Here is a 21327-nt window from a genome sequence, read left to right on the forward strand (position 1 = left end):
CTTACCTCTTAAGCAATGACTCTTCGGAGGGAGTCTCGGTCTCTCCCAATATTTTATCGATCACCTGCTCGTCCATCCGATCCTTGTATCGCATGGCGTTCCTCAACAGGATTCGATGAGCCAGCACCGGCTTGGCCATCGCCTTCACATCATCGGGAGTGACATAGTCTCTTCCTTGCAGGATTGCGTAAACTTGAACCGCTTTCAATAAAGCTTGGCTTCCCCGCGGACTGACGCCCATGGCCACCTCGCTATGCGCTCTCGTTTTCTCAACGATGGCAATCATATATCGCAATATATCTTCGCTTACCTTGATCTGCGAATACCGGTCCTGCGCCGCTACGATATCCCGGGCAGATGCGACGGCTTCGATCCGGTCGAGCGGATTTTCTTCCTTAAACCGTTTGAGAATATCGACCGCTTCCTCCGATGTCGGATATCCCATCTTAACTTTGATCAGGAAACGGTCCAACTGGGCCTCCGGCAATGGAAAAGTCCCCTGATTCTCGACCGGATTCTGCGTAGCGATAACCAGGAACGGCCGGTCCAGGCGGCGTGTCTCGCCATCCACCGTAATCTGCCGTTCCTCCATACATTCCAGCAAGCTGGATTGGGTTCGCGGAGTAGCGCGGTTAATCTCGTCGGCCAGGACAATTTGCGAGAAAATGGGACCCTCTCTAAACTCGAAGTCACCCGTTTTCTGATTGTAATAATTAATTCCGCTCAAATCGGAAGGCAGAAGATCAGGGGTAAACTGAATTCTTCTGAAGGTGCATCCCAATGATTTGGCCATCGCCTTGGCCAGCAGTGTCTTCCCGGTTCCCGGAACGTCCTCCAGCAGGACATGGCCGGAAGAGACAAGCGCAACCAGCAGCAAATCCACAACTTCATCCTTACCGACAATCACCTGGTGAACGTTATGCCTGATTCTGTCCGCCAACGTTCTGATCTGTTCAAAATCCATTGTTCCCACCGCCTATCCTGTAAATGTTTATGCTTCCATCTTATTCTACTATACCTTGGATGACGGAAGTTTCCCATCTGTTTTCAATAAAAAATGCTTTCCGATAAACTTCGCTCCGAAAATGAAACGATCCACCGGCCATCCCCGTATATGATAATCTAAATGCGGTATAAGCAGACTCCTGCTTCATCCCTGCGACATTCGCCCTATTTTTCAGGCAGATGGTTTTCTTTTCGCTCGGGACCGTTTATGATTTACAAGGTGTTGTGCCCTATTTCTTGAGGTAATCGGAGGTGGTTGTTCGCGTGAATATTACATCGATTTTTATTACTCCCTGGGCTTCCATTGCATTAGTGCTCACTGTCGTTGCGGCAGTCTCGCTCATTCTCGGCAAATATGACCGGAAGACCATTCTTTCGGGAACCTTGAAAGCTTTCTTGTCCTTCTATGCCATTACGGTATTTGTAAACGGTGTGATTCAATATGAGAGCTTCTCCGCAGAGCAGCATATGAATGAAATTCTGGACCGCCAATTCGAAACCATTCAACAGCAAAAGTCGAAGCTCTCCACCGCCGATCAATTGGTGATAGCCGTCAGCTCCGGGAATGATGATGGCGATTATATCAGCGAAGTTTATGTCGGTAACTATAGTCAGCAGCACTTGGCCAGCGGCAAGCTTAACCTGATGCTGTACAACAAGGACGGCAACAAGGTCATCTCGGAAACTATCGAGGTTACCGATCTGAAGCCGGGTGAACGCAGGAAGCTGAAACGCATTTATACGGATGATAAAATCGAACAATTCCGATACCGGTGGATGACCTACAAGACAGCGAGCTAAGCAGCAGAATCCAAACTTATATAGAAGTAAACCCCGTATACTTTCAACGAACTTAAAGATTTATGTGATATAAAAGATATTCGCAGCTTGCTAAGAGAGGGGATGACTTATGGAAACATGGAATACGGATAAACCTGTGCTCTACGAACGTCAGGAAGTAAAAATGCAGCCCTTCTATTGGATTCTTACCTTCGAAGCTCTGTTCTTCCTGTTGGCGTTAGGCTTAGGCTTGGTTGCCCTGCCTTTCTATCTTGTTCAATTTAGCACAGTCTGGGCCGTCATTTGCTTTATCGCCGGACTGCCGCTCGGAGGATATCTCATCTGGGCAGCCGTGAGAGCAGGACGTCAAAGAATATGGGAAAATGACCACCTGGACCGCTATCGGTTGTTCGAGGACGGGTTCGAGTTCGAGCAATATGATAAGAAGTTGAAAAGCAAAAAGAGCGCGTTCGTTCCCTTCTCCAAGGTGGAAGAAGCCGTGGGCTCGAAATTTATTGCAAAATACCACTATGCGTATAGAAAGTCGGGCTTTTTCGAGAAACAGCCTTACGCCCATATCTTTCCCGTCCTGTTCTTTATATATCGGGAGGCGGGCGAAAGGAAGCTGGCCCGGATCTATTTCAAAGATGACCACAGCATCAATCAATGGCTGAAGGAAACCGGCAAGAACGGTATTCCGATTCGGATCTGTATTCATCCCTTGGATATTCTTCCCGACGAACAACTGCTGGAGGTTTACGGCAAGGAAAGGGAAGAGTGGCCTCTGTCGGACTTCGGAGACGAGGATGCGGCCAATAAATCGGCAGACGGGGCCGTTGATCCATCCGGCGGCATAGGCCAACAAGGCAGCATGGTCGAAACCGATGAGGGGGCTGGCGGCAGAGGCGATGCACGGCATATGGAGGGTCCCGGCCGTTATACCGGAGCCCAAGGCACCCATCATCAAGCCAGGGGGTGGACGGGAGTCGGCAGGCCCGCGGATTTCCACCTCCGTTTTGAGCAATTGGCGACTGCGGCCTCACGCGAGCAGGCTAACCGGCAAAGGGAGGTAAAGCTGAAGGAAGCCAAAACCAAGGCCGCGATCCCGTTCTGGCTTCCTTATATTCTGCTGGCACTCGGGCTGGCTTTGCTGTATGGAGCGGCTGACCGCGGAATAATCTCCACGGGCAACTGGTGGATCGGCTTGGCCGTATACCTTCCGGCTTATGCGGGTTCCGTCTATCTCCTGAGGAAAGCGACGATCTGGAAGGCTCTCCTGCTTATTCTGCTGTCCTTCGTCATCCTGTTCGTGACCATGATGTTCGTAACGGAGACGGGGGCTAAAGAAACCGAGGTTTTCTTCGAGAGCTTGCTGACCGCGTACTTTGTTTCGGTTCTGCTCAGCATCGTCCTATATCCTGTTCTCTTGATCTTGCGGAAGAAACGCCCTTTGAAGCATCATGACAATCCTTCCTGATGCTGTAAGAGCTTAAAGATTCCTATGTAGTAAATAGAGAGGCGCATGCTCTGCATGCGCCTCGTTTTTGTTCAAATATAAGAAAGTATAAGTTTCGCCTTATACTTGTTCTCATATTTCATCGGTAAACGCGCCTGTCCCAAGGACGGCGATAGCCGTTTATCCTTGTATTACATGGACAGATCCTTGCCCAGGCTTTCTTTGTCTTTGGGGGCGAATGGCCACCAGTTGGCGGAGCCGAACGTCCTGATCATCACCGGGACAAAGAATGGCATGAAGGCAAAAGCATACAGGAAGAGCCCGGTAATGGCTATCGTGGCGATCTGCAGAAGCGACAGAACGCCGGATGGCAGCATCGCCGCGAATGTTCCTCCCAAAATTATCGCTGCCGAAACAATGACCGTCCCCATATTTTTCATTGAATGGAGCATGGCTTCTTTGACCGGCAAATGTTTGTACTCGTTGAAGCGGTCCATCAGGAATATACTGTAATCGACGCCCAATGCGACCAGAATCACAAAGGCGAAGAATGGCACAGGCCAACTGATTCCCGCATAGCCCATAATATCGACGAACACCACTTCAGCTACCGCGACGGATGTGAAGTAAGTCAGAATAAGCGACAAGATCAGATAGAGCGGCATAATAATCGATCTGAGCAGCAGAATCAGAATAATCGCTATTCCAATAAGCATCAGCACTACGGTTCTGGAATAATCCGCCGCCGAAATTTCGTTCAGGTCGGCGTACATTCCGGTCACACCGCTGATACCGTAGGTAGAATCGGCCAATACCGTGCCCTTGACTGCTCTGTCCACGGCCGCTTTGATTTCATCGATCTTGGCAATGGTCTCCGTACTGTAAGGATTGCCTGTAAATACGACATCCAGGGTAGCTACTCTGCGGTCGGGAGACATGTAAGTGTCGAATACCTGTTTGAAATCTTCGTTCTCCAGCACTTCCGCCGGAATATGCCATCCCGCCATCGTTTCATCGGAGGAGTCCGCCAGTCCGTTCAAATATTGCTGGGCGGATTCCAGTCCGCTGGACAGCTCGGACAGGCCTTCCACGCTTTGGTCCAGCCCTTCGGTAAGCTGAGCAAGCTGATCATCCAGTTGGGCGAAACCTTGCTGGATCTCCTTCTGGCCGGCGGCAATTTGCTCCAGCCCCTGAATCACTCCGGGCACTTTGGCCACAATCTGTCCTTGGCCGTCCGCCGCCTGGTCCATGCCGGTCCGCAGCTGCTCGATGCCGGATACTAATTTGTCCAGGCCCCCTGCTAACAAGGTTTGCCCTTCCACGGATTGTGCCAGGCCGAGGTTCGCTTGTTCCAGCGAAGCTCCGACTTTGGCCAACTCCGCATTAAGCTGTGTCAAGCCTTCGGCCAGCGGCCCGATGCTTTGGCGCACTTGGGACACCGCTGCCTGAATGGCTATAAAATCCTGATCCTGCTTCAGGTCCGGATAGCGTTCCGCCAAGTTCTGAACACTGTGTTCCATTCCTCCAAGCCCTTCGCTTATTCCACTCAGACCCTTCTCGATCTCCCCGTATTTCCCGGCGAACACAGTGATGCCGCTCTCGATCTGCTTGTAGCCGTCGAGCAGTTCCCGGCCTCCCGCGGCAAGCTGCTCCGCAGACTGCTTGGCCTGCTCCAATCCTTGCTTCAAATCATTCGCACCGGATGAGCCTTGACGGATCCCTTGCTCGATTTGCTTCAACCCTTGATTTAGCTCCGTCATGCCGAATTTAAGCTGATCGGTGCCTTGCACCAGACTGCCGACTCCTTCTGCTGCTTTGGAAAGCTCAGGTCCCGATTTGCTTAGCTCGGCGCTGGCTGTTGCCAGGCCTTCACGGATTTGACTCAATCCGTCCGTGCCTTCTCCCAGGCCCTCATCCAGCTTCTTCACCTGCTCGGTGACCAGGAGATCCTTCAATTCCTCTCCGACAGGCCGTGTCGCGCTGCGAATGGACTCTACGCCCTCTACCTTCTCGATCTCCCGGCTGATCTTCTCCATGGCCGCCAATGCTTCCGAAGTATCCATCGGCCGGTCATTCTTCAGCACGATCTTGGCCGGCATCGACTGACCGGGGCCGAAGCTGTCGGCGATAATGTTGAACGCTTTGACCGAGTTATAATCATCGCCGATTTCATCGAGCGAGTTGTAGGATTTAACACCGTCATAGGACAATAACAGCGGAACGACCAGCACTGCCATAAGCAATAAGGTCATCAGCGGGCGTTTCCAGGAAAAGCGTCCGGCCGCCTCCCACATCCGGCTCGGTTTATGCTCGAGAGTTCCCTTAGACGGCCAGAACAGCTTGCTGCCGAGCACCGCCATAAAGAAAGGAACCAAGGTAAGCAGAGCGATCAGCAGTACACCTACTCCGACCGCCACCGCAGCCGCGGATTGATATAGAATGAAGGTCGAGAACCCGATGGAGGCAAATCCGACCATAACGGCAAGACCGGAGAAAAATACAGTCTTGCCCGCCGTCCGATAGGTTTCGACTATGGCGGACCATACGTCATCCGGCTGCTTGACCAGCTCTTCCTTAAACCGGCTTATCAGCAGGATACAGTAATCGGTCCCGATACCGAACATAACGGCAACCATGAAGATTTGAGTAAAATTGGATAGCGGGAAGTTCACCCCGTCTACCAGGAAGGCGACGATCGATTGCGCCGCCAGATAGCTTATGCCTACGGCCAGCAGTGGAACGAACGGCGCAACGGCCGAGCGGAATACGATAAACAAGATCACCAGAATAAAGATGACCGTGATCACTTCGGTTCGCTTCAAGCCTGCCTCGGAGCTGGCCACCACATCTTCATCGATAAAATGACTGCTTGTCAAATAATGCTCTACCTGCACATCTTCAAGAGCTCTGTAGAGGGAATCGCTGACCTCCGCAGTCGAACGTCCCTCCCAATCTCCTCCGAGCAGCACCATGATCGTCTTTCCATCCCCGGATACAAGCTGCTCCTCCAATTCCTTCTGTTCGAAATGGCTCGTCACGGAAGTAAGCGCCAGCTGCTCTTTCCTGCTGTCGAGCATCTGCACGGCTCTCTCGATTTCCGTAAGGTTGTCGGCGGTCAACCCGTCCTTGTTATGAAATACAAGGACCGTATCGCCAACCTCATTTCCGCTTCCCTGCTTGTCGACCTCCTTCAGAATATCGTCCGCAAGCGAGGAAGAATATCCGTCCGGAACCGTTATCTGTCCCTTCTCCCGAACCAGATCGGCCATATTGGGCGCCGTTACGAACAAGACTGCCACCGCGGCTATCCAGACAGCCAGAATAAACCATCTTGCCTTTAGGATTCCTCTTATCATTGGGCCTCTCCCCCTTCTCCGTTATTCTGCATAAGATCGGCCAGCATCTCGTAACAATGAATAAAGGTTTCAATTTCTTCCTCACTGAAATACTGCAGATACGAGCCGATTTGCTTCTCTATCTTGCTAACAGCCAACCGGCGAACCCGTTCCCCTTCCGCGGTCAACGACAAGTAGACCATTCTCCGGTCCTTATCATCCCGAACACGCTCAATCAGCCCTTTATCCTCCAACCGGGTAACAATGGCCGTAATCGCACTCTTGCCTACCCCGAAAACATCGGCCAGCTCCGTAGGAGTACAGAGCTTCGAACCGTGAAGGTAACATAGGATAGCGTGCTGCTCAATCGTCTGGCCATCCTCAATACTATCCCGAATGATGAGACTGATCCGCTTATTGACGACAAAATGAGCCTCTTCATACCGCTGAATCCACTCCTTCAGCTTCTGCTCCTTGCTCAAGACCGATCCCCCCTCCCCTTGCAGACTATTTAGTTCTATCAGTGAATAGTTCTATCATTGAACTATTAGACGTTATAAACTATACCAACTTTCACCGTGCAAAGTCAAACCATTTCCTTGTGAATCCACAAGTTCCAGTTCCGTGGCTGATTTTCTAAACGGCCTGATAATTTTAAGCTAAATCGTCTTTACCAACGGTTTTTATTAGTGCAGCATTATACCCCTTATACTTCGCGAGTATCGAACCTCCGGGTCAATTTTCACTAGGGTTCGTAAGCTTAAGCACGACAAAAAACCCGGTCCAAGACCGGGTTGTAGAAATATGTATAACCCAGGGCAGCTCCGCCCCGATATTATAACCCGCCCTAGAAGGCGGAATCCGAATCAACCGAATAATGCTGCCCTGATGTTCAACCGTGCTTAGGCGAGTTCACACCTTGTCTTAGAACAAAAATTCATCCGGATTGCTGCCGAATCTTTTGTTCTCATTCATGCCGTCGATTTTCTCCATTTCCTCAGCAGACAGCTCGAAGTCGAAAATTTCCGAGTTCTCCTTAATCCTGTGCTCATTAATGGATTTCGGAATAACGACAACTCCATTCTGCAGATCCCAACGCAGCACAATCTGAGCCGGCGACTTCCCGTGGGCCGCGGCGATCTCCTTCAATACCGGATGATCGAGGTTGCCCTGCATTAGCGGGCTCCAGGCCTCCATCTGAATCCGATGCTCCTTACAATATTGCAGAAGCTCTTTCTGCGATAGCAGCGGGTGAGTTTCCACCTGATTCACCATCGGCACCACTTCCGCATCCGCCAACAGATTATCCAAATGATGGATGTGGAAATTACTTACGCCTATCGCCCGGACGAGACCTTCTTTATAAAGCTTCTCCAGCGCCTTCCAGGTGTCCTTGTACTTGTCCTTGCCCGGCCAGTGAATTAAATACAAATCTACATATTCCAAGCCGAGCTTCCTGCGGCTCTCTTCAAAAGCCTTCAGGGTCTTATCATATCCTTGATCTTCATTCCACACTTTAGTCGTAATGAATAGTTCTTCCCGGGAGATGCCGGATTCCGCGACTGCTTTGCCCACTCCCTGCTCGTTGCCATAAATGGCGGCCGTATCGATGCTCCGGTAACCTATCTTAAGAGCGGACCGGACAGCATTCTCCACTACTTGGCCCTCCTCGACTCTCCAAACTCCAAGTCCCAGCCAAGGCATCTTAACTCCATTGCTTAATTCCGTACTTTCCGCCAAACGATTGACCATTACCTTTCCCTCCTAATCGATACTTGTCCTTCATTTGTCTACATAATAATCATATCACGTTTTGTTAAATCACACCAAATCGGAGCAAATTATGTATAAAAGACCGAAGCCGGCTCTTTCCGAACCGGCCCCGGCCGTTGGCTATCCTTAGATAATTACCAGGCTTTTCTCCGCAAGCCGCTTTGTCTCCGTTGTACTCTGCTTCTAACGCGGCTTCCAACTCTGCTTCTAACACGGCTTCCACGGGAATCATCCCGTCTATGGCCGCTTCCCCGGGTGCTTTTTTGACCGCTTCTATGACCGCGTCCGTGACTTACGTTCTGTCCGCTCCTATGGCCGCTTTTGCTGCCGCTTCTATTTCCGCTCCTATGACCGCTTCTTTGTCCGCTTTTGTTACCCCCGCTCCTATTGCCGCCACTCGAGCTTCCTTGACTCTTATTCTTCTCTTTCACACAAATGCTGCGAATATGGAAGATCGGAACACGAATCACTTCTTGTTTTACGACTAGAAGCAGATGGGTGGAGGTTACGTCAACGATGAAGCCTTCCAGCTTCTCCGGACCGCCTCCGTTAATTTGTACGAAGCGGTGCTTTAAATTTTCCAGAATGTCATGGAAGCTGTCCCCTTCATGATACCGGGGGGCCTCGTCGTAAGTGGAGCTCTTGTTTTCCCTATTTTCCGTTATGCTTTTGACATGACTGTTTTGAACATATACGGCTCCGTCGCTGCAGTGCAGAATCAAGTAGTCGGATTGAACCGCCAAGAGCTTACCCAAGACCGTATCCGGTCCTCCACGGTTAATTTTTACTTCCTTGCCTATTAACGACGCGAGATAATTGGATTCGTTACTCATAAATCATAACTCCTCTCCCTTTGATTTGAAGCGCAAGAGCATCTTCTCTCTCAATCTCCAAACGAAACGACTCGAGATAAAACTTTAGCAACAACCCCGGTCGATCCCCCCTTTCAACTATCATTAATGTTTATTTCTACTTCAAGTATATGTACCCCGTAGATTGAAGGGACTAGTTGTAAATCCCGATTCTCTATAATTCCACCAATATCTATCAACTAATGGAAGGGTTGAGAGATTTCACGGATGGCAGAACCGGGACAAATGCCGTGACCACTGGGGGAACGCCTGCATAAGGTAAGGTAATTGCCTATGCATAAGGGCATCTGTTTAACATGTGGAAGGTGGATATGTTCATGAGTTTGCCTATTCGACATGTAGTCATTCGAGGCCATCAATTGGATCAGCTTCAGGAAGACGTATGGAGCAAAAAGTTTGTGGATGCCTATATCGTTAACAATGGCACCCGGGAACCGATAAAAATAAGATATCGTGGAGGGCATACCCGGGAATATCCCAAAAGATCGTTTGAAATAGTAAAGGACAAACAAACCTATCACTGGAATGCCGAGTATGATGATCCTTCCATGATCCGCAATGCTCTTTCCTTCCAGTTCTTCCAATGGATCGGGGTCCCCAGTCCGCAAACCAGGCATATTCGGCTTTATATGAACGAACGAAGCTTGGGAGTTTATTTGGAAATTGAAGCCGTGGACCGGTCTTTCTTTAATAGAAGGAAGATTCCTATACAATCGATCTTCTATGCCATAAATGATAACGCGAACTTTCATTTAAACGATCCGGAAACCAAACGCAGGAAAGATTCATTGTTTGACGGTTACGAATTAGTGATGGGGGGCGACAAGAGCCGCCGGCAGCTGCAAACCTTCATTGCCAGACTGAATTCATTAAGCGGCAAGAAGTTATACTCCTTCCTGTCAGGTAATCTGGATATAGACAATTACTTGAAATGGCTGGCTGGGGCCGTATATACCGGAAATTATGACGGCTTCGATCACAATTACGCCTTATATCGCCATAGGGTGCGCAAGGTCTATCGCATCGTTCCCTGGGACTACGAAGGAACCTGGGGAAGAAATTGTTACGGAAAGCCATGCGGCAGCAATCTGGTTAGAATAACCGGGTATAACCATCTGACCAAGAAGCTGTTGGAATATTCCAAAGTGCGTAAACGCTATAAAAAGATTCTTGAAAATATATGGCGCAATACCTTTACTACAAAACGAATTATGCCAGTAGTTGATCAGCTCCACTCCAACATTTCCCCCTATATTTACAGGGATTATGAACGAAAATGGTCCTATTCCACTTTTCAGGGGGAACCCGACTTTATTCGCAACTATATTGTAGAAAGAAGGCGGTTGGTGGCGAGTGAATTGACCAAGCTATAGCGAAGAATACCCGTCGCCTGCTTAAGCTTGGCAGCATGACGAAAAAGAAGGGTTAGGACAACGCCTAACCCTTCCGTCTTCCATTAGCCGTATTGCTAATGACTGCTGTGGTGTCCGTGATGCCCACTCCGGTGATCGTCCCGATGTCTGCTGCGGTGTCCGCGGTGACCGCTCCGGTGATCGTCCCGATGTTTGCTGCGGTGTCCGCGGTGACCGCTCCGGTGATCGTCCCGATGTTTGCTGCGGTGTCCGCGGCGCCCACTCCGGTGATCGTCCCGATGTCCGCTGCGGTGATCGCGGTGATCGCTCCGGTGATCGTCCCGATGACAGCTTCGGCCGCTGCGGTGATCGCGGTGATCACTCCGGTGATCTTTCCGATGACAGCTTCGGCTGCTGCGGTGATCACTGCGTTGAACGCTGCGCTGACAGCTTCCGCAGCCTCCGCTGCCCTGACTTCTTTCTCCCCGCTTGCGGCAAGAATCGCATCGCTTACAGCAGTCACTGCTTCGGCGTTTTCCACCCCATGTCAAACTTGAGCCGGTTCGTTCTACGCTGCTTTTTCTTTTGCCACATGAACAGCCCCAGTGCTTTTTCTTTCGGTTCTTGCCACTTGCTTTTTTCTTGCTTCCCCAGCAAATTTTGGACATAGACATACTCCCCCTACGGTTTAATAATGTAGATTAATCAAACGATAGCTTGCATGGAATCAATGGGATGGCCGCTATCGCTCGAATCTACTTCTCGTATGCAGGCTGCGGGTGTGCAGCTATGACGGGTGTTTCCAAATAGAATGACTCGGGTTGAGAAGGCGGCGGGTAAGGCTCCGCTTGCCATTCCGCGACTCCGGATGGCTTCAATAAATAATAGATTGAAACCCCTGCCGCCGTAATTATTATTAATAGAATCAACTTATTTTCCCCCTTTGCTCCTTAATCCCTGGCTGTCTTAAAATCAGGGGACATCGGTTCTTCTTCTCTATCTACCGCCTTCCACATATCATTAGAGGTTAATCATACTCCATGTTTATGTATAGGATTTATCCCTTGCTTGAGCGTTACGCCCGATGATAGAGAAAATCCACTTCTATCTACTAACGTGTCCGCCTCTTTCAGCGCATCTACCACTTCTATGGATCGAAGCGGATTTTATAGAAAGAATAGTTGGACATCCAGTCCTTCTACTCTATGAGATACATATACTTGTAGTAGAAATAAACACTAGTGATATTCGGAAGGAGGTTGTTACTTGATGGGTCACCTTCGTTCTCTTGTCGGTCAAACGGTTGAGCTGGAAATCTCGGGAAGACACAGCCCAATCCAGGGGACCCTGGTGGATTTGGGAGATGATATCCTCGTCATTCATAACCGTTCATTGCAATTTCTATATATTCCCCTTCTGCATCTTAAGACTATCCGGCAGGTTTTGCTTACGGGAGAGGACATGATCCCTGTTCCAGGGGAAGCCCCTTTTGACAAACAAGCCGAAACCATTTCTTACCGTAAAATACTGATGAACGCCAAGGGTGTTTTCTCTGAGCTCTATATTACCGGGAGCCAATCCATCCACGGTTACCTGACCAGCATTATGAATGACTACTTCGTCTTCTATTCTCCGGTGTTTCATACAATTTACATTCCCTTGCACCACGTCAAATACTTGATTCCTTATACGACCGGTTCCACCCCTTACTCCCTTCATCACGAACGTTTTCCGGTTAAGCCGGCAAGCCTGACATTATCCCGTACTTTCGACCAGCAATTGAAGAAGCTGGAGGGGGAATTCGTGGTTCTGGATCTCGGGGAGAATCCCAGCAAGATCGGACTGCTTCGGTCGGTGGATGCCCCGACATTGGATCTGGTCACGGCCAAAGGGGAAACCGTAGTTCTTCATATGGACCATATCAAAACTATCCATCTGCCTTAACGAAAAAAAGAAAACCGGCCCCATCCATTACTGGAGAGGCCGGTTTTCTTCGTGATAAAACTACCTTACTCTTTGGCTTGATTCAGTTCCGCCTGACCTTTCTCTTGAATATCGTTCATGGCTTCATCCACGCTCTTCTCGTTCCTCATTACCAACTCCAATTCCTCACGTATCATTTGGTTCAGGGAGGATAGGAAGGCTGCCGGCAGCTTATCATAGTTGCTGTACAAGGAAGTCTCCTCCGGCTTCAGCTTGTAGAAAGCCTGGATATTCCGGTCCTCCGGATCTTTAATATATTCGGTCCGGACCGGCAGGCCATTATTACCCAGCGATCTGGATATGACCCGCGCATACTCATCTCCGCTAAGGTATTTAATAAATTCCCATGCTGCACGGGGGTTCGATGTTTTAGCATTGATGGCAAAAATTTGATTAAGCGAGAAGAAACTGCTTGAATCAGGGTTGCTTGGATCTACAGGGACCGTCACGATGCCCCAATCCGGCATCTTGTCCTGCATCACATCTTTCGCACGCTGAAGATTTCCAAGCGCATAGAAATAGTCCACCGACATGGCAGCCCGGCCGCCAATAAACACCTGCTCCTTAAAATAGTCTTCCATCGTATAGAATGATCGCGGACCGGATTCCATCTCTTCCTGATGCAAAGCCCCCGATTGATAGGCATCAAGCACCATTCGGAAGATTTGCCTCCAGCTATCCGTATTTACGGTTACGGCCATACTGTCGGGATTAACATAGGTCTGCCTCATCGTTTCGCCAACCATTCTTATTGCGTAATCCGGAGTCGTGTAATTCCCCAGGCTCAACCCGTAAATTTTCTGACCATCCTCATTGGTTCCCGGAAAACGCCCGGCCAGATCGAACACTTCCTGCCAGCTCATCTGGTCCCGCGGCAAGGGAACTCCTACTTGTTGGAACAAATTCTTGTTGTAGAACAAGGCTTGTCCGTTGAAGGTCGGGGACATTCCATACAGCTTCCCGTCACCTCTAGACTTTAGATAGTCAATAACGCCCGGCAGAATGCCGTCCAGATCAAAATTGCTTTGTTTAATCAAGCTATCCAGGTCGGTTAAATATCCTTCGGCTGCGTACTTCTCATATTCATCGGCTGACAGCATAAGAATATCGGGCTGCTTCTCTTCAATAAATTTTCTGAATTCCTCTCTGTAATCGGTATCCGGCTTATATATCTCTTGTGTGGAAACGACCTCTAGGTTGATATTCGGATATTTCGCATAGAACAGGTTGCCGTAGGTCTGGAAGAAAGATTGCTCATCATAGTACATCACTTTGATGGTAGCCGATTCTTCTTCCCCCCACTCTTCGGTTTGCTTCCCGCCTCCCAATGTACAGCCTGACAATAGGATTGCGGATAATAGAACAAGCCATCCGCCTCTCACCCACCGCCTCAAATTTCTCACTCCTCCCAAAGAAAATACCATATACAAGTAATAATAACATAATGTCCCAGTTAATCTGCTTAATATTATCTTAATTCTCTCTCATTCTCCCATCCGGGCCGCGTTCATTGCGCTGATCACAACTGTACATCGGTCAGGCTTTCTATCGTATCTTTAAGCAGCATGAAGGCTTCCCCATCCGTTAGCTGCTCCGGATCGGCGACAAGATCCACTGTGGCCTGCGTAATGATTGACTTGTTCAACAAATCATTGACGGCCTGTTCCCGGGTGGTTTCCAATCCGGCGGCTTCGGCTATCGTCAAGCACGCCTGCTGCAGACTAAGAGGCTTCTTGGCAGGCTCCTCCACACCCTTCAAGGCCGTATAAGGGTCACCCGGCAACTGCTTGGGGAACATCCGTCTGGCCCCATTCATCTGATTAACCATGCGCTGGGCATTGGAGGCCCGATCCAGATCGAACGCTTGGTTGCCGTAAGAACCATAAGCCAATCCCATATAAACAGCAGCTTTAAGTCCGGCATAATTCTTATGCTTCATGTATGGCTGAGGCTCCAAGGTATAAGGCTCCAGCTCCATTCCTTGTTCATTCAGCCGCTTCTGGAGCACTTCAATCAGCGGTTTGGATGCGGCCATCTCACGGAAGGTGACGCCGTGCTCCTCCGCTAATTTCGCTGCAGCTCCGGCCGCCTGGCCTTCGGCCATTCCGGTCGGGATGACTCTCGCACTCCCATGGGCCAGAGTGTCATAGCTGGCGGACCGCCCGACCACCAGCAATCCGTCGATATCCTGCGGAACAATGCTGCGGAACGGGACGGCATACTTCATCGGATGTACAACAATGGCGCCGTCATCCGAAGGCGAGGTCCGCTGAATATCCGCCGGATAAGAACCGAAGGCTATGCGATCCCATTGGTCGCGGTTTTCCAATAAATCAATAATACTGAGCCGGTATAATCCGACCATATGTCTTGTCTCGCGAACGTACAGCTCCGGGGCAATGGCATCCAGTTCCGCATTCTCAAATTCTTTGTACTGCTTGAGGTATTCGACCACATTCGGAATTTCCTGTTTCGCCAATTCCAATCCTTCCTCGCGAGATTCCGGATCCAGCCCGTCAATGTTGAAGATGTGCAGCGCGTTGATCAAAATCGTACCGTCCCGCTGCCGGCCTATGTTCAGACCGCGCATTTTGGTCCGTTCGTTATCCAGCGGCAGATAGCCGCTCATTTCCTTCCCATATCCCCATGCGGACATTTTGCTGACGCCGGTATTGCTGTCTCCGTCACCGTTCAAGCGATCGGCAATCAGCTTCCAGGCTTTGTCATCCATATTCTTCAGGCGGAAAATAGCCGTCACCGCCATCCGCGAATTCGGGTCCCCTATATCCTCGCGGCCCATCGTGAACTCCACCCCGGCAGCCGCGGCAATGTCCGCATCCTGCGTCGCATCGATGACCGACTTCGCCAGAATGTCCTGTGTCGATCCGTCCGCTTTCGTCACCGTAATTCCCTCCACGGCCTTCGCGCTTCCTTCGGAAACGATCGGCTTGACGTCTTGTGCAGACATGTAGAGATCGATATTGCTCTCCTTGCTCACCAAATCGTAGAAGGCGTTGGCCGCAGTCGTCACATCAAAGGAATGGCCTTCTGTTTTTTTGTACCATTCTCTAAAAATCCCTTTGTTAAAATAATCCTGCTCCTGACCGGGCAAGGGCTTGCTGGTCCGGTCCCAATTCATGTCGATACTGTTCAGCCATCCGACCGTCATCAGGCCTCCCAGTATTTCACGCTGCCGATTTTCGATCAGCAAAGTCTTAGCACCGTTGCGCGCGGCTGAAACGGCCGCACTGATTCCTTCCGGGTCGGTGCCGACGACGATGACGTCATACTTATCCTGAAGCTGTTCCACCGAAACCACCTGCTTGAGCTCCCTGCCCGCCGGCCCGGCTGCCGGAGCCGGAATTTCTGCTTTTCCTTTAAAATAAAACCAACCCGCACATGCTCCCAGAAGAACAACTAGGGCAGCGGCAACTGTAAATAATCGTTTCTTAGACATAGTGCACCTCTTATTTTCTGTAAGTTTAAACAACTAAACGCGTCGTGTGCCTGACGTGATGTCTTCTCTATTTGTTCGTCAACGGCCAGAATGTATATTCTGATCCTGAACCCGGCCTTCTTCCAATTGTCGCAGCCTCTCCTCATAGAGCGCCGCCGACTGGGCCAGCCTGGTCGTCCGTTCGGTTAAGCGGGATACCGCTACGGTTAAATGCAGCAAGATGAACAATATCCCGAGAACGGCCAACACATACAGCAGCGAAGGAGGGTACGAAACGTTAAGCCGGACAGCCAGCCAGTCCAGCCCGTACGGAAACAGGGAGAGGACCATCATGACGCCGCTTAATGCCAGCCATAAGAAGGAATACTGCTCCTTCAGCTTTTTTAACCGGACCAGCCGAAGGATGGCGATCAGGAAAGCGAAGCTCAGTCCGAAACAAAGATAGAAGATATAAGCGGTCATGATGGCTGCTCCCGCCCGGCCTTCCACGAATGCGAAAGGAAGATTGCCAGCGTTACTTTAATCATGTAGTACATCGACTTGAGCGCTGTGATGCTCGATTTTCCAAATGCCCGGCGGCGCATCGTAACCGGGGTTTCAATAAACCGGAGCCCGTGATTGTTCAACAGGATGAGGGACTCCACCTCGGGATAATCCGTCGGATATAATTGCGCAAACAGGGAGATCGCCCTTCTCCCGCATACGCGAAATCCCGACGTGGTATCCGTTGCCTGATGTCCGGTTAGCCTGGAGACAAGAGTCGAGAGGAGGCGAATACCGATCTTCCTCAACCAGGTCGATTGATACCCTGCCTTGTCCAGAAAACGGGAACCGATCACCATATCCGCCCCGCTGTTGACCAGGTCGCTCAACAATTGACGTAAGTCCGCCGGATCATGCTGACCATCGCCGTCGATTTGCACGGCTATATCGTAGCCTCCATTCATAGCGTGCAAATACCCCGTCTGAACAGCGCCTCCTATGCCCAGGTTATAGGGCAGATTCAAGACGGCTGCTCCGGTAAGCAGAGCCTGCTGCAAAGTGTCGTCCCCGGAGCCGTCGTTAACTACGACAATATCCGCGTATGGGGCATGGACCCGGATATCTTCTATGACGGCTTTGATTTGTTTCGCTTCGTTGTAGGCCGGCACAATAATCAGCACTTTCAAATTAAGAGAAGAGAATGACATGGAGCATCCCATCCTTTATCCTTCGATTTTGGACACTTGAAGCCTCCGCCTGGCAGACAGCCATTGCCAAGCCTTCACGCCGACAATGCAGTCGATCATAATAATCAGAGGCATCGTCATGACGTTATACCGGTATTCCGGTACAAAACCGAGCCGAATCAGCGTCATCGCCGCTATGATAACGACCAGCAGAGTCGGCATCTGCCTCCAGCGGAGGAGAATGGCAACCGCAGCCAGCACTCCCGGAAAAAGCAGGGCATGATGAACCCGATCCGGATGGACCCCGGGAATGACATTGTAGAAAGGCTCGTGGCCTCCGCCGTAATAAACATGCTCATAGAGGTACTGCAGCTTGCCGGCGGTGTACCATTTAACGAACAGCCACGGTTGGGTCGAAAATCCGGTCTTCAACCTTTCCCAGGCCACTTCCATCTCGGTTTTTCCGGCTTCATCCACCAGTCCGTCATCATAGTTTTTGTACGGGTAGGTTCCGGCTTTGAACGGATTGGCTTGGGTGGCGGTAATCACCCATTCGTCCAGCGTCACCGCATTGCGTATCCACCAGGGCATAAGGACAAGCACCAGGCCGATTAAGGATAAAGCAAACAGCTTCAGAACCTCTCTCGTATTCTTCTTCCAGAGCCAGTAGAATAAGTAATTAACGGCAATCAGGGGCAGATATTCCGGCCGGACCAGAACCGTCAGACCCAACAGGATACCCGAGGCCAGAGCCATTGACACCGTTGGAGTGCGAAATACCCGGATCTGGGCCCATATGTGTGAAAGCAGCAGGAAGATACCGAGAACTTCCGTAAGGATGGCTCCGTTCGCCCATACGAAGGGCGGATAGATGGCGGCCAGGAATGCTGCGGCCAGACCGCCTGCCGCATTGGATAACTGGCGGGCGATACTGTACATCAGCCATACGGACAACAGGCTGAGCACAACCTGGGCCATCCGGATCCAGGGCAGCGGATCGTTCAATTGGTAGACGGCCAGCCAGTAGATCGCCGCCATGAATAGGGGATACCCCGGTGTTACCTGAGCATTCGGGCTGGTATCGTTATAAGCGTAGACTCCTTGCTCCAGAAGCAGCCGGACCATGAGATCATAGTTGATAGAGTCATGGGGCATTTCATGCGCGACCGACCGCAGGAAGTCAACCCGCAAATAAGCAGCCAGCAGAAGAATGGCTATTAACGCCATCAGAATGATTTTGGATCGGTTCATGGATTCATCTCCTACAGGAAGACTTGATGGCATTAGTATACAAGCTACTTATTAATGACTCGTTTGCTCCCTCTTATCGGGCGCTTAAGTAATCCTTAACAAAAATTAATAATTGATGGCACCCGAAAATGATTCGAATATCCCTTCGAGGCTCCATCCCTCACCGTAACGGAACTCAGCAGCCTTATTTCTTTGATCCGGCGTCTTCACTAAAATGTAGCGGAACTCAGCACCTCTATTTGAGAAATCAGAGGCAAAATCCTCGCAATTTGAAGGCAATAACGTCTCTCAGTTCCGTAAGAATTCGAACTCGGCCCTTTGTCGCCCAATAACGTCTCTCAGTTCCGTAAGACGATACCCATGCTTTGCAGGATAGGCCCGATATCGTCTATTTCCTTCCACATTTTCTATTCCTGTAAAAATAAAGCCGCCCGGCTGCCCGGACGGCTTTTCTGTCGACAATAGTTATATGAATAAAGAGGGTGTTAGGAGATAAGCGGAAATCTGGTTTCGAACACCGTTTGTGCCCGGCTGCTTTCAACCGTTATTTTGCCGCCGTTCATCTCTACAATGCTTTTGGTAATGGCCAACCCCAAGCCGGAGCCTCCGGACCGGGAGGATCTGGACTTCTCAGCCCGGTAGAACCTGTCGAATATACGGGGGAGGTCCTTCTCGGGAATGGGTTTCCCGTAATTAATGATTTGTACGACGGCTTCTTCCCCGTCCATACTGAGCCGGATATCGACATATTTCCCGTCCCGGCCATAACGAATGGCATTCGATATCAGATTCTCGAAGGCCCGCACCAACTGATTGCCGTCCGCCTGGACAGACAGCTTCTCGCTGCTCGCCATCATGCGGTAGGTCATCCCCGCCTTGGTCAGGAGCGGATTGAATTCTTCCGCGAGCTGTTTTAACAACCCGTTAAGATTTATGACCTGGGTCTCAAGCTGCGGCCCTTTGTCATGAATGGACGTATATTCAAACAAGTCGTCGATCAGCTTTTTCAATCTTAATGCTTTATCATACGCAATATTGGTGTAATAACGAAATTCGACTTCATCCTTGTAGCGGTCATTCTCAATCAATTCCAGATAACCGAGAATCGAGGTAAGCGGCGTGCGCAGATCATGGGAAACCCCCGTAATCAACTCATTCTTCGTCTTCTCGGCCAACCTCTCCTCTTCAATCGATTTCTTCAGCTGCTTGGTCATAGTGTTGATGGTTTCCGCGACCATCCCCAATTCATCCGATGATTTGGCGACAATCTCGTAAGATAAATTTCCCTTGGCTATCTCTTGCAATCCTTGAGTAATTTCCTCCAGATAACGGATAATTCTCTGGCTTAGGAGGAAGAAGAAGAACAGGAAGAGAATCCCGCCGCAGACTACCATAACGGGGATAGAGCCAATATTGTGCACCACCCACCTAACCGTGGAGTTATGAATCAGCAGGAGGGCCAGTTGATAGCATAAGAAAACAGTTATGGCCGAGAATGCCACGCTGAGGATGAATACAAATATAAACTTCCAGCGAACGGTGCGGATGAATTTATTTCTCATCTGGATCGCCTCCGGTCCCTCCCCTCTTCCGCTATTCGATGGTGTAACCTATCCCCCAAACCGTCTTGATGTACTGCGGTTTGCTCGGGTCCTTCTCAATTTTCTCGCGAATTTTGCGAATATGAACCATCAGCGTATTATTGGCCTCAAAAAAGGGCTCGTTCCACACTTCCTCATAAATTTGCTCCATGCTCAATACGATTCCCCGGTTTCTGGCCAGCACCTCCAGAATGGAAAATTCTCTGGGGGTTAATCTCACTTCATTCTGGTCCACGGTCACCTTATGCGTGGCAATATTGATGACTAAATCATCGATAATCATTTCGTTATCGTTCTTGGACGGCGACACGTTGAGCTGCCTGTACCGGCGGAGCTGCGACTTGACCCTGGCCAGTATCTCCAGAGGACTGAAAGGCTTGGTCACATAATCGTCCGCCCCTATGCTCAGTCCGGTAATTTTATCGATTTCCCGGCCTTTGGCAGACAGCATTATGATGGGCATATGCTTCTCTTCCCGGATTTTCATACAAGCTTGAATCCCGTCCATGTTCGGCATCATGACATCCAGAATAATCAAATCGACATCATTCGTATTTAATAGCTCCAGAGCCTCTGCCCCGTCGCTGGCCTTCAACAGGCGGTATCCTTCATTTTTCAAATATATCTCCAAGAGGTCAATAATTTCCTTCTCGTCATCCACAAGAAGAATCGTCCCTCCGAACATACTAAACCCTCCTCAGTTCCGATCATTGATCCGTCTAGGCGTCAGGCGGATTCTCCCACTAATATAGCATTCCCATTATACGATATCTCTTAAAATATTCTTAAGGAGATAGCTGGAAATCGAATCGGAGGCCAATTTTGAAAAACTCGGATACCCATTATCTGGAAACGATATAGACTCCAACCAGAATAATGGCGATCCCCACCCAGCGCGTAATCGTGATCGTTTCTCCGAAAACCGGACCGGCCACAAGCAGCGCGAGGACATAGGCTATACTCTGAAGCGGATAAGCAACGCTTAAAGGTAATCGTGACAGCACGACAAACCATAACACCGTTGCCGTGCCGTAAAGCGCCAATCCTCCGTAGATGTAGAACGAGGTCGCTAATTTGGTCCAGATCAGCCCGCCCGCTTTTTGAAGTCCAAGCTTGAATAAGGTTTGGCCCAGGACTAGCAGGACAATGTTGCCTAGCAATATCCCGTAGCTCGTGAGATTTTTCATGCGAATCACCCGTTTCAATAATCTGTGAAATCTCACTTAATATAGCACTCTAGCTGCAAGGAATCCCTTAAAATATTCTTAAGGGAGACTGTTAATATAATTGTCC

General features: G+C 50.0%; 19 protein-coding genes. 4 read left to right on the plus strand and 15 right to left on the minus strand.

Annotated features, from left to right (window positions below; genetic code table 11):
* Window position 1: 1 nt before the first annotated feature.
* A complete protein-coding gene (locus ACTHRH_RS20525) occupies window positions 2-964 on the minus strand; it encodes an AAA family ATPase (protein ID WP_379286143.1) in 963 nt (320 codons plus the stop codon).
* 305 nt (window positions 965-1269) lie between these two features.
* Here ACTHRH_RS20525 and ACTHRH_RS20530 point away from each other — a divergent pair, with 305 nt between their 5' ends.
* Window positions 1270-1806 carry an FxLYD domain-containing protein gene (locus ACTHRH_RS20530; RefSeq protein WP_144939369.1) on the plus strand — a complete coding sequence of 179 codons (537 nt, stop codon included), beginning with the start codon at window positions 1270-1272 and terminating at the stop codon, window positions 1804-1806.
* A 109-nt stretch (window positions 1807-1915) separates the two neighbouring features.
* Window positions 1916-3262 carry a hypothetical protein gene (locus tag ACTHRH_RS20535; protein ID WP_379286146.1) on the plus strand — a complete coding sequence of 449 codons (1347 nt, stop codon included), beginning with the start codon at window positions 1916-1918 and terminating at the stop codon, window positions 3260-3262.
* A 170-nt stretch (window positions 3263-3432) separates the two neighbouring features.
* On the opposite strand, the gene ACTHRH_RS20540 is transcribed toward ACTHRH_RS20535, so the two are convergent.
* From ACTHRH_RS20540 to ACTHRH_RS20555, 4 genes are all read right to left on the minus strand, one after another.
* Entirely contained in the window at window positions 3433-6594 is a 3162-nt protein-coding gene (locus ACTHRH_RS20540) for an MMPL family transporter (protein WP_440417463.1), read from the minus strand.
* Entirely contained in the window at window positions 6594-7058 is a 465-nt protein-coding gene (locus ACTHRH_RS20545; RefSeq protein WP_144939365.1) for a MarR family winged helix-turn-helix transcriptional regulator, read from the minus strand. Before ACTHRH_RS20545 ends, ACTHRH_RS20540 begins: the two co-directional genes overlap by 1 nt.
* 442 nt (window positions 7059-7500) lie before the next feature.
* Window positions 7501-8328 carry an aldo/keto reductase gene (locus ACTHRH_RS20550; protein ID WP_144939363.1) on the minus strand — a complete coding sequence of 276 codons (828 nt, stop codon included), beginning with the start codon at window positions 8326-8328 and terminating at the stop codon, window positions 7501-7503.
* Window positions 8329-8483: 155 nt separating this feature from the next.
* The gene (locus ACTHRH_RS20555) at window positions 8484-9182 is read right to left on the minus strand and encodes a hypothetical protein (RefSeq protein ID WP_440417439.1); all 699 of its coding nucleotides are present in this window, start codon (window positions 9180-9182) and stop codon (window positions 8484-8486) included.
* Window positions 9183-9538: 356 nt separating this feature from the next.
* Here ACTHRH_RS20555 and ACTHRH_RS20560 point away from each other — a divergent pair, with 356 nt between their 5' ends.
* Window positions 9539-10594 carry a CotH kinase family protein gene (locus tag ACTHRH_RS20560; protein ID WP_379286151.1) on the plus strand — a complete coding sequence of 352 codons (1056 nt, stop codon included), beginning with the start codon at window positions 9539-9541 and terminating at the stop codon, window positions 10592-10594.
* 64 nt (window positions 10595-10658) lie between these two features.
* On the opposite strand, the gene ACTHRH_RS20565 is transcribed toward ACTHRH_RS20560, so the two are convergent.
* Together ACTHRH_RS20565 and ACTHRH_RS20570 are read right to left on the minus strand one after the other, a co-directional pair.
* Window positions 10659-11096, minus strand: coding sequence for a hypothetical protein (locus tag ACTHRH_RS20565; protein ID WP_144939357.1), 438 nt, complete (start codon window positions 11094-11096; stop codon window positions 10659-10661).
* A gap of 232 nt (window positions 11097-11328) precedes the next feature.
* Window positions 11329-11502 (minus strand): hypothetical protein, encoded by a 174-nt coding sequence (locus tag ACTHRH_RS20570; RefSeq protein ID WP_186328416.1) that lies wholly within the window; start codon window positions 11500-11502, stop codon window positions 11329-11331.
* A gap of 340 nt (window positions 11503-11842) precedes the next feature.
* On the opposite strand from ACTHRH_RS20570, the gene ACTHRH_RS20575 reads away from it, so the two are divergent.
* A complete protein-coding gene (locus ACTHRH_RS20575; RefSeq protein WP_440417441.1) occupies window positions 11843-12517 on the plus strand; it encodes a DUF2642 domain-containing protein in 675 nt (224 codons plus the stop codon).
* A 65-nt stretch (window positions 12518-12582) separates the two neighbouring features.
* On the opposite strand, the gene ACTHRH_RS20580 is transcribed toward ACTHRH_RS20575, so the two are convergent.
* From ACTHRH_RS20580 to ACTHRH_RS20615, 8 genes are all read right to left on the minus strand, one after another.
* Entirely contained in the window at window positions 12583-13950 is a 1368-nt protein-coding gene (locus ACTHRH_RS20580; RefSeq protein WP_440417443.1) for an ABC transporter substrate-binding protein, read from the minus strand.
* Window positions 13951-14075: 125 nt separating this feature from the next.
* A complete protein-coding gene (locus tag ACTHRH_RS20585) occupies window positions 14076-16013 on the minus strand; it encodes an FAD-dependent oxidoreductase (RefSeq protein WP_440417445.1) in 1938 nt (645 codons plus the stop codon).
* 78 nt (window positions 16014-16091) lie between these two features.
* Entirely contained in the window at window positions 16092-16475 is a 384-nt protein-coding gene (locus ACTHRH_RS20590; RefSeq protein WP_144939349.1) for a DUF2304 domain-containing protein, read from the minus strand.
* Entirely contained in the window at window positions 16472-17203 is a 732-nt protein-coding gene (locus tag ACTHRH_RS20595; RefSeq protein ID WP_222126706.1) for a glycosyltransferase family 2 protein, read from the minus strand. The genes ACTHRH_RS20590 and ACTHRH_RS20595 overlap by 4 nt, the downstream gene beginning before the upstream one ends.
* Before the next feature lie 15 nt (window positions 17204-17218).
* The gene (locus ACTHRH_RS20600; protein WP_440417448.1) at window positions 17219-18433 is read right to left on the minus strand and encodes an ArnT family glycosyltransferase; all 1215 of its coding nucleotides are present in this window, start codon (window positions 18431-18433) and stop codon (window positions 17219-17221) included.
* A gap of 485 nt (window positions 18434-18918) precedes the next feature.
* Window positions 18919-19995, minus strand: a complete 1077-nt coding sequence (locus ACTHRH_RS20605) for a sensor histidine kinase (protein ID WP_144934956.1) — start codon at window positions 19993-19995, stop codon at window positions 18919-18921.
* A 31-nt stretch (window positions 19996-20026) separates the two neighbouring features.
* Window positions 20027-20719: a response regulator transcription factor gene (locus ACTHRH_RS20610; RefSeq protein WP_379286166.1), complete on the minus strand. Its 693-nt coding sequence runs from the start codon at window positions 20717-20719 to the stop codon at window positions 20027-20029.
* A 157-nt stretch (window positions 20720-20876) separates the two neighbouring features.
* Window positions 20877-21221, minus strand: coding sequence for an EamA family transporter (locus ACTHRH_RS20615; protein WP_144934950.1), 345 nt, complete (start codon window positions 21219-21221; stop codon window positions 20877-20879).
* Window positions 21222-21327 lie beyond the last annotated feature (106 nt).

It is taken from the genome of Paenibacillus sp. SAFN-117 (assembly GCF_051966115.1).
Classification (GTDB): domain Bacteria; phylum Bacillota; class Bacilli; order Paenibacillales; family NBRC-103111; genus Paenibacillus_L; species Paenibacillus_L residui.